This window comes from Streptomyces sp. NPDC056738 (assembly GCF_042790435.1).
GTDB lineage: Bacteria > Actinomycetota > Actinomycetes > Streptomycetales > Streptomycetaceae > Streptomyces.
This window is the reverse complement of record NZ_JBHTZF010000001.1, coordinates 67,125-79,542: the sequence shown is the minus strand read 5'-3', so window position 1 is coordinate 79,542 and position 12,418 is coordinate 67,125. Positions and strand designations below refer to the sequence as shown.

Here is a 12,418-nt window from a genome sequence, read left to right as displayed (position 1 = left end):
CCGTTGAGGGAGGCCCCTGGTGGAGGAAGTCGACAAGCTCCGCTCCTACTTGCGACGTGCGGTCGGTGACGCGCAGGAACTGCGCGAGCGGGTGCGCGAGCTGGAGGAGTCAGCGCGCGAACCCATCGCCGTGGTGGGCGTGGGGTGTCGCTTCCCGGGCGGGGTGACATCCCCCGAACAGCTCTGGGACCTCGTCTCCGGCGAGGTCGACGCCATGGGCGACTTCCCCCAGGACCGCGGCTGGGACCTGGAGGCCCTCTACGACCCCGACCCCGAGGCGCACGGCAAGACGTACACCCGCACCGGCGGCTTCCTGCCCGGACTCGCCGACTTCGACGCGGAGTTCTTCGGCATCAGCCCGCGCGAGGCGCTGGCGATGGACCCGCAGCAGCGGCTGATGCTGGAGACCTCGTGGGAGGCCCTGGAACGGGCGGGCATCGACCCGGTGACCCTGCGGGGTTCGGCCACCGGCGTGTTCACCGGCCTGTACGGCGTCGACTACGGCCCCAGGATCGGCGGCGGCGCCGCCGGCGAGGTCGAGGGCTTCCAGATCACCGGCACCTACCTCAGCGTGGCCTCCGGCCGCGTGGCCTACGTGCTGGGCCTGCAGGGCCCGGCGGTGTCCACCGACACCGCCTGCTCCGCCTCGCTGGTCGCCGTCCACCAGGCCGTACGGTCCCTGCGCTCGGGGGAGTGCACGCTGGCACTGGCCGGCGGGGTCTCGACCCTGCCGACCCCGGGCATGTTCGTGGAACTCGCCCGGCAGCGCGGCCTGTCGGCGGACGGCCGGTGCAAGGCGTTCGCCGACGCGGCCGACGGCACCGGCTTCTCCGAGGGCGCGGGCGTCCTGGTCCTGGAACGGCTCTCCGACGCGCGCCGCAACGGCCGTACGATCTGGGCGGTCATCCGCGGCTCGGCCGTCAACCAGGACGGCGCCTCCAACGGCCTGACCGCCCCGAACACCCTGGCCCAGCGCCGGGTCATCCGCTCCGCCCTCGCCGACGCCGGGCTCTCGACCGGCGACGTGGACGCGGTGGAGGCGCACGGCACCGGCACCCGGCTCGGCGACCCCATGGAGGCGGAAGCCCTGCTGGCCACCTACGGCCAGGACCGCGACGCCCAGGAACCCCTGTGGCTGGGATCGCTGAAGTCGAACATCGGCCACACCCAGGCGGCCGCCGGCGTCGGCGGCACCATCAAGATGATCATGGCGATGCGGCACGGCGTGCTGCCCCGCACCCTGCACGTCGACCGCCCCTCGGCCCACGTCGACTGGACGAGCGGCGCGGTGGAACTGCTCACCCGGGCCCGGGACTGGACCACGGCGAAGGACCGGCCCCGGCGCGCGGGCGTGTCGTCCTTCGGCATCAGCGGCACCAACGCCCACCTGATCCTCGAACAGGCCCCCGCCGAAACCGGACCGGCCCCGGCCGCCGACGACCCCCAGCCCGCCACCGGCACGCCCCGCACCCTGCCCTGGGTGCTGTCGGCGCGCTCACCGCAGGCACTGCGCGCGCAGGCGGCACGCCTGCACGACAGCCTCACCGCGAACCCCGGCACGACGGCCGCGGCCGTGGGACGGGCACTGGTGAGCACCCGCTCGCTGTTCGACCACCGCCAGGTCGTCATCGGCGCCGGCCGGGACGAACTCCTGGCCCGCCTCGCCGCCCTCGCCGCGGGACAGGAGCCCGCACCCGACGGCACCGTCGGCGGAGCCGCCGGCCCGGTCGGCAAGACCGTCTTCGTCTTCCCCGGCCAGGGCGCCCAGTGGATCGCGATGGGCCGCGAACTCATGGACACCTCCCCGGTCTTCGCCCGCGAACTGCACGCCTGCGCCCAGGCACTGGAGCCGTGGGTGGACTGGTCGCTGATCGACACCGTGTGCGGCGGACCCGACGCGGCGGACCTGGAGGACATCGACGTCGTCCAGCCGGTGCTCTTCGCGGTCATGGTGGCCCTCGCCCAGGTGTGGCGCGCCCTGGGAGTGACCCCCGACGTGGTCATCGGCCACTCCCAGGGCGAGATCGCCGCCGCCTACGTCGCCGGCGCCCTGACCCTGCGCGACGCCGCCAAGATCGTCGCCCTGCGCTCGCGCCTGCTGGCCACCGTCACCGGCCAGGGCAGCATGGCCGGCATCCTGCTGCCCGAGGAGCGCGTGCAGGAACTCCTCGCCGGACAGGAGTCCCGCATCGGCATCGCCGCCGTGAACGGCCCCGGCTCCACGACGGTCTCCGGCGAGAGCGAGGCGGTCGAGAAACTGGTCGCGGCCTGCCAGGCCGACGGCGCCCGCGCCCGGCTGATCAAGTCCAGCGTCCCCGGCCACTCCCCGCTCATGGACCGCTTCGACGGCCGCCTCCAGCAGGAACTCGGCCCCATCACCCCCCGGCCCACACCGGTGGCGATCTACTCCACCGTCACCGGCGACCTCATCGACCCCCTCGAACTCGACACCGGCTACTGGTACCGGAACCTGCGCCGGCCCGTGCAGTTCGCCACCGCCATGGGCCGCCTCATCGAGCGGGAACCCGACAGTGCCGTCGTCGAACTCAGCCCGCACCCGCTGCTCGTGATGACCGTCCAGGAGATGTTCGAGGCCACCCCCGGCGCCACCGGCTTCGTGGTGGGCTCGCTGCGCCGCGACGAGGGCGGCCCGGCCCGGCTCTACCGGTCGGCCGCCGAAGCCTTCGTCCGCGGCCTCACGGTCTCCTGGCAGACGGCCTTCGACAGCCCGCACGGCACACCCGGTGCGGTCGGCGCGGAGGCCGAGCTGCCCACGTACGCCTTCCAGCGCCGGCGCTACTGGCTGAACACCCCCGCCGAGACCACCGCCGCGAACACCTGCGAGCACCCGCTGCTCGACGCCGTGATCGACCTGCCCGGCGACGGCGGCGGGCGCGGGGGAGTGGCGGGCAGCGGACGCCTGGGCCTGGAGCGCCACCCCTGGCTCGCCGGCCACCTCGTCCACGGCACCGTCCTGGTGCCCTTCGCGGCCCTGGCCGAACTGGCCCTGTGGGCCGCGCACCGGGCGGGCCACGACAGCGTCGACGAACTGACCCTGCACACCCCGCTGGTGCTCTCCCGCACGGCCGAACGCGAGATCCGCGTCGTCGTCGACCACACCGGCGCCATCGGCGTGCACTCGCGCGCCGACGGCGAGGACACCTGGACGCGCAACGCCACCGGGACCGCCGGATCCGGCACCGCACCGGCCGCACAGAGCCTCACCGCATGGCCGCCCCCGGGCGCGACCCCCGTGCCCTTCGACGCCGCGCACACCGGCTCGGCCGCCGCCGGCCCCGGGCCGCTGGCGCGCGGCGTCCGCGCGGTGTGGCGCGCCGGCGACACCCTGTTCGCCGAGGTCGAACCGCCCCCGGCCGACGGCCCGGAGCAGGGCCGCTTCCGCATCCACCCGGCGCTGCTGACCGCCGCGCTGCTCCCGGCCGGCCTGCCCCCCTTCACCGGCGCCTTCGGGCCCGAGGGCGGGCTGCCCTTCCGCTGCACCGGACTGCGCCTGGACGCCGGCCGGCCCGCCGCCCTGCGCGTGAAGCTCGCCCCGGCGGGGCCGGACACGCTGGCGGTGACCCTCGCGGACGGCGACGGGACCCCGCTCGGCTCCCTCGCCTCGCTGAGCCTGCGCCCGGTGGACGCCGAGGAGCTGACCGCGCTGAGCTTCGACCACCAGGACGCGCTGTTCCAGGTGGACTGGGCCCCCCTCGCCGTCCCCTCCGGACCGCCGGCCGACCGCCGCACGGCACCGGAAACCGCCCCCGGCACCCAGCCGGACGCCCCCACCGGCCCCGACGGCTCCACCGGCTCCGACGGTTCCTCCGGCCTTGCCGAACTCGGCGACCCTGCCGAACTCGCAGGCCTTGCCGGACCCTCCGGCCCTGTCGAACCCGCTGGTCTTGCCGGATCCGCTGGCCTTGCCGAACTCGGCGGCCTTGCCGAACTCGGCGGCCTTGCCGAACTCGCCGGCCCTGCCGGACCCTCCGGCCCTGTCGAACCCGCTGGCTTTGCCGGCCCCGTCGGCCCTGCCGAACTCGCCGGACCCTCCGGCCTTGCCGAACTCGCCGCGTCCGGTGCGGAGACACCTCCCTTCGTCATCGCCCGTCTCGACCAGGACGAGCCCGCCGGCGGGGACACCCCCGCCGCCGCCGAACAGCGCCTGCACCGGGTGCTGCGCTGGGTCCAGGACTGGCTGGCCGACGACCGGTTCTCCGCCTCCCGCCTGGTCCTGGTGACCCGGGACGCCTTCCTCGACGACCACGTCACCCACCCCGATCCCGCGGCCGCCGCGATCTGGGGCTTCGTCCGCACCGCGCAGACCGAGAACCCGCAGCGCTTCACGCTCGTGGACACCGACGGCCGGCCCGAGTCCCTCGCCCTGGTCCCGGCGGCCGCCGCCACCGGCGAGCCCCAGCTCAAGATCCGGGCCGGCCGCGCCGGCACCCCCCACCTGGCCCGCACGGCCCCCGCCCCCCGCGACACGGCACCGAAGGCACCCGCCCTCGGCTCCGGCACCGTGCTGATCACCGGCGGCACCAGCGGCCTCGGCGCGATCCTGGCCCGGCACCTGGTCGAACGGCACGGGGTGCGCCGGCTGGTGCTGACCAGCAGGCGCGGCCCGGCGGCCCCCGCGGCGGCGGCCCTGCGCGAGGAACTGACCGCGGCCGGCGCCCACGTCCACATCGCGGCCTGCGACGTCTCCCGCCGCGACGCCGTCGCCGAACTGATCGCCGCCGTACCGCCCGAGCACCCGCTCACCGCGGTGATCCACTGCGCGGGCGTCCTGGACGACGGCGTCGTCGAGGCCCTGACCGAGGACCGCCTCGATGCGGTCCTCGCACCGAAGACACGCGGCGCCTGGCACCTGCACGAACTGACCGAACACCTCGACCTGTCCGCGTTCGTGCTGTTCTCCTCGATCGCCGGCGTGCTCGGCACACCCGGACAGGCCAACTACGCGGCGGCCAACGCCTTCCTCGACGGCCTCGCCCAGGCCCGCCGCGCCCGCGGACTGGCCGCGAGCGCACTGTGCTGGGGCTTTTGGGCCGAACGCAGCGACATGAGCGCCGACATCAGCGAGGCCGACGTCCAGCGCCTGCGGCGCCGCGGCGTGCGCCCGCTGTCCTCGCGGCAGGGACTCGCCCTCTTCGACGCGACCCTCACCCTCGACGAACCGGTCCTCGTACCGGCCCTGCTGAACCCGCCCGCGGAGGGCACCGCGCCGACCGCCTCCCCGCTGCTGCGCACCCTGGCCCACACCACCGCCGACCCCGGCGCCTCCACCCGGCCGGAGAGCACCGACGTACCACTCGGACAGCGGCTGGGGTCCCTGCCGGCACAGGAGGCGCAGACCCTCCTGCTGGACGCGGTACGCACCCAGACCGCGCTGGTCCTCGGGCACGCCGACACCGGGCGCGTCGCCCCCGCGGTGACGTTCAAGGCCCTCGGCATCGACTCGCTCACCGCGCTGGAACTGCGGAACAAACTCGCGGCGGCCACCGGCCTGAAACTGCCCGCCACCCTCGTCTTCGACCACCCGACCCCCACCGCCGTCGCCCAGTTCCTGGGCACGCGCATCACCCCGGCCCCCGCCACCCCGGAGCAGTCCCCGGCCGATCACCTGGTGACACAGATCGAGCACCTGGGCGCCCGCCTGGAGGACACGTTCCGCACCCTCGCGGAGCCGGACCGGACCACGATTTCCACTCTGCTCGGCACGCTGCAGGGCCGAGTCCGGGCGATGGCGGGCGACGACGGGTCACCGGCCGCCATCGCCGACCAGATCGGTGCGGCCTCGGCGGGAGAACTCCTCGCGCTGCTGGACAAAGAGCTCGGCTAGGGGAAAGCGATGACACACGACAACAACGCCGAGGTGCTCGACTACCTCAAGCGCACCTCGATCGAACTGATCGAGACACGCAAGCGCCTGCAGGAACTGAACGACGCCGCCGGCGAACCCATCGCCGTCGTCGGCGTCGCCTGCCGCTACCCGGGCGCGGTGACCTCCCCCGAAGACCTGTGGGAGCTGGTACGACAGGGCGCGGACGCCGTGGACGACTTCCCCGACGACCGCGACTGGGACCTGGACACCCTCTACCACCCCGACCCCGACCACCCCGGCACCTGCTACACCCGCAAGGGCGGATTCCTCTACGACGCCGGCGACTTCGACGCCGACTTCTTCGGCATCAACCCGCGCGAGGCACTGTCCGCCGACCCCCAGCAGCGCCTGCTCCTCGAGGCGTCCTGGGAGAGCGTCGAACGCGCCGGCATCGACCCCGAGTCGCTGCGCGGCAGCGACACCGGCGTGTTCGCCGGACTCGCCTACTTCGGCTACGGCAACCACTTCACCACCCCCGAGGCCATCGCCGGCTACGCCCAGATCGGCTCCCTGCTCAGCGTGGCCTCCGGCCGGGTCGCCTACGCGCTGGGCCTGCAGGGCCCGGCCATCTCCACCGACACCGCCTGCTCCTCCTCGCTGGTCGCGGTGCACCAGGCGGTGCAGTCCCTGCGGCAGGGCGAATGCACCCTGGCCCTGGCCGGCGGCGTCACCGTCATGGGAACGCCGCAGGTGTTCCGCGAGATGTCCAGACAGCGGGGCCTCGCGGTGGACGGCCGCTGCAAGGCGTTCGCGGACGCCGCCGACGGCACCGGCTTCTCCGAGGGCGTCGGCATGCTCGTCCTGGAACGGCTCTCCGACGCGCGCCGCAACGGCCGCACGATCTGGGCGGTCATCCGCGGCTCGGCCATCAACCAGGACGGCGCCTCCAACGGCCTGACCGCGCCCAGCGGCCCCGCCCAGCAGCGCGTGATCCGCGCCGCGCTGGCCAACGCCCGCCTGGGCGGCGGCGACGTCGACGCGGTCGAGGCCCACGGCACCGGCACCACCCTCGGCGACCCCATCGAGGCGGGCGCCCTGCTCGCCACCTACGGCCAGGACCGCGACGGCCGGCAGCCCCTGTGGCTGGGATCGCTGAAGTCGAACATCGGCCACACCCAGGCCGCCGCCGGCGTCGGCGGCATCATCAAGATGATCATGGCGATGCGGCACGGCCTGCTGCCCCCGACCCTGCACGTCGACCGCCCCTCGACCCACATCGACTGGTCCGCCGGAGCCGTGGAACTGCTCACCGAACCCCGGGACTGGACCACCCCGGACGGCCGGCCCCGGCGCGCGGGCGTCTCCGCGTTCGGCGTCAGCGGCACCAACGCGCACGTCATCCTCGAACAGGCACCCCCCGAGGAGGACGAGGACGACGAGGACCACCAGCCCTACTGCCAGGGCGGACCGGTGCCCTGGACGCTGTCCGCACGCTCGGAACAGGCACTGCGCGCACAGGCCCGGGGCCTGCACGACTTCGCCGCCGCCCACCCGGACCTGGACCTCCTGGACACCGGCCACGCGCTGGTGGCCGGCCGCACCGCCTTCGAGCACCGGGCGGTGGTCCTCGGCCACGACCGGGACGAACTGCTGGGCGCGCTCGACGCGCTGAGCCGGGGCGAGGACTCCGCCGCCCTCGTACGCGGCACAGCCCCCGCCGAACCCGCCTCCCTCGTCTACCTGTTCCCCGGCCAGGGCTCTCCCTGGGCCGGAGCGGCACGGCAGTTGTACGACACCCAGCCCGTCTTCGCGCGGAGCCTCGACGAGATCTGCGCCCGCTTCGACGCCCACCTGCCCCACCCGCTCAAGCCCCTCCTGCTCGCCGACGAGCCCGAGGGCCGCGACCGCACCGACATCGCCCAGGCGGCCCTGTTCACCCTCCAGGTCAGCCTCTACCGCCTCCTCACCCGCTACGCCCCCGCACCCGCCCGGCTCATCGGCCACTCCGTCGGCGAGATCGCCGCCGCCCACGTCTCCGGCGTCCTCGACCTGGACACCGCGACCCGGCTCGTCGCCGCCCGCGGCCGCACCATGCAGGCCGTCACCGAACCCGGCGCCATGCTCGCCGTGCGCACCTCCCACACCCATGCGCGCACCCTGCTGGACGCCTACGACCGCGTCGGCGTCGCCGCCGTCAACGGCCCCGACTCCGTCGTCCTCTCCGGCCTGCGCGAACAGGTCCACGCCCTGCGCGACCGGCTCGCCGCCGACGGCGTCTCCGCCAAGCTCCTCCCGGTCGCCCACGCCTTCCACTCCCCGCTCATGGACCCGGTCCTGGAGGAGTTCGCGGCAGCGCTGGGCGAGCTGCCCGGCGGGGAGATGACGATCCCCCTCGTCTCCACCCGGCTGGGCCGCGAGGCCACGCTCCAGGAACTGACCTCCGCCCGCTACTGGGTCGACCACGTCCGCGACCCCGTCCGCTTCTGGGACGCGGTCGAGACCGCCCGCGCCGCCGGCGCGGGCGTCTTCGTCGAGGTGGGCCCCGGGGCGACGCTCACGAGCATCACCAAGGAGGCCCTCGCCGGCGAGGGCCTCCACGACACCCTGGTCGTGTCGGCCTCCCGCCGCGACCGCACCGCCGCCCAGGCACTGCTCGGCGCACTGGCCCACCTGCACGTCGGCGGCGCCGACACCGACCTCAAAGCCCTCTTCGGCCCCCGCCGCGGCCGCGTGGACCTGCCGACCTACGCCTTCCAGCGACAGCGCTACTGGATGGACTTCCGCGCCGGCACCCGGACCGCCGACGTCACCTCCGCCGGCCTCACCGCCCCCGAACACCCCCTGCTCGGCGCCGTGGTCGACCACCCCGGCACCGACGAACTAGTCTTCACCGACCTGTGGTCCCTGCGCACCCACGGCTGGCTCGCCGACCACACCGTCTTCGGCGCCGCCGTCGTCCCCGCGACCGCCTACCTGGACCTGGCCCTGTCGGCCGGCGCCCACGCCGGCTGCGCCAGGGTCGAGGAACTCACCCTGGCCCACCCCCTGATCCTGCCCGAGAGCGGCGACGTACGGATCCGCATCGTCCTCGGCGCCGCCGACGACGAGGGACGCCGCACCCTGGACGTGTACGCGCACAGCGGCGACGACACCCCCGACCCGGGCGCCTGGACCCGCCACGCGAGCGGCAGCCTGGCAGCGGGCACCCCACCGGCCCCCGCCCCGGCACCCACCACCCGGCCACCGGCCGGAGCCGAGCAGCTCGACATCAGCGGCCTCTACGACACCTTCGCGGACGCCGGATTCGACTACGGCCCGCTCTTTCGAGGACTGCGGGAGGTCTGGCGGCACGGCGAGGACCTCTTCGCCCTCGCCACCCTGCCCGACACCACCGACCCCACCGCCGCGGGCGCCTTCGCCCTGCACCCGGCCCTGATCGACACCGTCCTGCACGCCTCCATCGCCGGAGGCGTCATCGAGGTGACCGGCGAGCAGGGCCGCATGCCCTTCGCCTGGTCCGGCGTGGACCTGACCGGGCCCTGCCCGCCCACCGTCAGGGTCCGCCTCACCCCGACCGGCGAGGACGCCGTGTCACTGACGATCGCCGACGAACACGGCCGCCCGGTCGCCACCGTCGCCACCCTCGCCTTCCGCCCCGCCGTCGCCGAACAGGTCCACTCCGCACACGGCCGGCCACAGCCGCTCTACGAGGTGCGCTGGCGCCCAATCAAGGAGACGGGCCGGGAGAGGGGGCGCAGCACCTCCCCGGGGCACATCGCCGTCCTCGGCCCACCCGGCGCCCTGGCCGCCCGCCTCACCGCCGAGCACGACGCCGTGCACCACACGTCGCTGGACGAGGTCCTCACGGGCCAGACCCCTCGCCACGTCGCCCTGACCCTGGACGACACCGCCGACGGCACCGGCCTGCTCGACACCGTCGCCGACGCCGGCAAGCGGGTACTGGAACACATCCAGCGCTTCCTAACCGAGGACGCCCTCGCCGCCTCCACCCTGGTGGTCCTCACCCGCCTGGCCGTCGACACCGGCCGCGGCGAGACCGAGAGCCTGCCCGGCGCGTCCGTGTGGGGCCTGGTCCGCTCCGCCCTGACCGAACACCCCGGCCGGTTCAAACTGATCGACCTCGACGACACGGACACCTCCTGGACCCGCCTGCCGGACGCGCTCGCCCTGGCCGAGGACCAACTGGCCCTGCGCGAGGGCACGCCGCTGATCCCCCGGCTGGCAGTCGCCCAGCCGGCCGAACACCGCATCGAGGCGCCGCCGGCCGGAGCCCACCGCCTGGGCATCCCCGTCAAGGGCACCCTGCAGAACCTGACCTGGGTCCCCTGCCCCGAGGTGGAAGCACCCCTGACGTCGGGTCAGGTCCGTATCGCCGTGCAGGCCGCCGGCCTCAACTTCCGCGACGTCACCATCGCGCTCGGCCTCGTGGACCGCACCGCCATCGACGCCGGACTGGGCAGCGAGGGCTCCGGCACCGTCCTCGAAGTGGCCGACGACGTCACCGCGTTCACCCCCGGCGACCGGGTCACCGGCATCTTCAGCGGCGCCTTCGGCCGCACCGCCGTCGCCGACCACCGCATGCTCCACCCCGTCCCCGACGGCTGGAGCCACGCCCAGGCCGCGTCCGTGCCCTGCGCCTTCCTCACCGCCTACCACGGCCTCTTCCAGGTCGCGAACCTCCACAAGGGCATGCGCGTCCTCATCCACGCCGCGGCCGGCGGCGTCGGCATGGCCGCCGTCCAACTGGCCCGCCACGCGGGCGCCGAGATCTACGCCACCGCCAGCCCCGCCAAGTGGCCCGCCCTCAAGGCCCTCGGAATCGACGAGGCACACCTGGCCTCCTCCCGCGACCTGGACTTCGCCGAGAAGTTCCGCCGCACCTCCGGCGGCCACGGCGTCGACATCGTCCTCAACTCCCTCGCCCACACCTTCGTCGACGCCTCACTGACCCTGCTCCCCGACGGCGGGCACTTCGTCGAGATGGGCAAGACCGACATCCGCGACCCGCACCAGGTCGCGGCCGACCACCCCGGAGTCCACTACCGGCCCTTCGACCTCTACGAGGCGGGACCCGACGCCCTCCAGGAGATGTTCCGGGCCGTCATGGACCTGTTCGCCGACGGCCGGCTGCACCTGCCCCCGCTCAGCCTGCGCGACATCCGCGACGCCCGCGCCGTGTTCCGCGAGATGAGCCAGGGCCGCCACACCGGCAAACTCGTCCTGGACGTCGGCGACGGCCTCGGCGGCGGCACCGTCCTGATCACCGGCGGCACCGGGGGAGTGGGCTCGCTCCTGGCCCGCCACCTCGTCACCCGACACGGCGTCCGCAGCCTGCTGCTGGCCAGCCGCAGCGGCCCCACCGCCGACGGCGTCACCGACCTGGTCGCCGAACTCCAGGACGCCGGAGCCCACGTCCAGGTCGCCGCCGTCGACATCGCGGACCGCGCCGCGGTGGCGGACCTGCTCGACACCCTGCCCGGCGGCCACCCGCTGACCGCCGTCGTGCACGCGGCGGGCGTCCTCGCGGACGGCACCGTCGAAACACTGACCGCGCACAGCGTCGACCACGTCCTCGCCGCCAAGGCCGGCGGCGCCATCAACCTCCACGAACTCACCCGCGACCACCACCTGTCGGCGTTCATCCACTTCTCCGCCCTCGCCGGCACCCTCGGCAACGCCGGACAGGCCAACTACGCCGCCGCCAACGCCTTCCTGGACGCCCTCGCCACCCGGCGCAAGGCCGCCGGCCTGCCCGGCACCTCCCTGGCCTGGGGCTGGTGGGAACAGAGCAGCGGCATGACCGGCGAACTCGACGCCGCCGACCTCTCCCGGCTGCGCCGCACCGGCATCACCGCCATGCCCACCCCCCAGGCCCTGGCCCTGTTCGACACCGCCCGCGCCGCCGGCACGGCGGCCCTCGTCCCCGCCCACCTGGACCTGTCCGCCCTGCGCGCCAAGGACACCGACCAGGTGCCACCACTGCTGCGCGACCTCGTCGAAGGCGGCCGCCCGCGCCGCACCCGGGCGAGCACCGCCCACGACAGCGGCCCCGACCGGTGGAGCGCCCGGCTCGCCGGACTGCCGGCCGACCAGGCCCGCGCGACCGTCCTGGAATGGGTCCGCGAACAGGTCGCCGTCGTCTTCGGACACCCCTCCGGCGCGAGCGTCGACGTCGACGAGGCCTTCACCCGCCTGGGATCCGACTCACTGATCGCCGTCGAACTCTGCAACCGCCTCAACGCCTCCACCGGTCTTCGACTGCCGTCCACCATCGTCTTCAGTTACCCGACACCACGCGAACTGAGCGACCACGTCAGCGACTTGCTGCGGCCCGAAACCGACACCGGGCCGGGCCCGGCCGACGACGACGCCGCGATCCGCGAACTGCTGCGGACCGTCTCCATCGACAGCCTGCGCAGCGCGGGCGTCCTCGAACAGGTCCTGGCCTGCGCCACCACCCCCGCGGCGGACACCCCCGCCCCGGCCGCCGACGAGACGGCCGCCGACGCGGACGCACTGTCCGACCTGGACCTCGAAGCACTGGTCGACCTGGCCCTGGAAGAAAATTGA

At 74.5% G+C, this 12,418-nt stretch carries 2 protein-coding genes; both read left to right on the top strand.

Annotation, left to right across the window (positions count from 1 at the left end; genetic code table 11):
- Window positions 1-19: 19 nt before the first annotated feature.
- On the top strand, window positions 20-5,845 hold the full coding sequence (locus ACFRIC_RS00315; RefSeq protein WP_382778219.1) for an SDR family NAD(P)-dependent oxidoreductase: 5,826 nt from the start codon (window positions 20-22) through the stop codon (window positions 5,843-5,845).
- A 9-nt stretch (window positions 5,846-5,854) separates the two neighbouring features.
- On the top strand, window positions 5,855-12,418 hold the full coding sequence (locus ACFRIC_RS00310) for a type I polyketide synthase (RefSeq protein ID WP_382778218.1): 6,564 nt from the start codon (window positions 5,855-5,857) through the stop codon (window positions 12,416-12,418).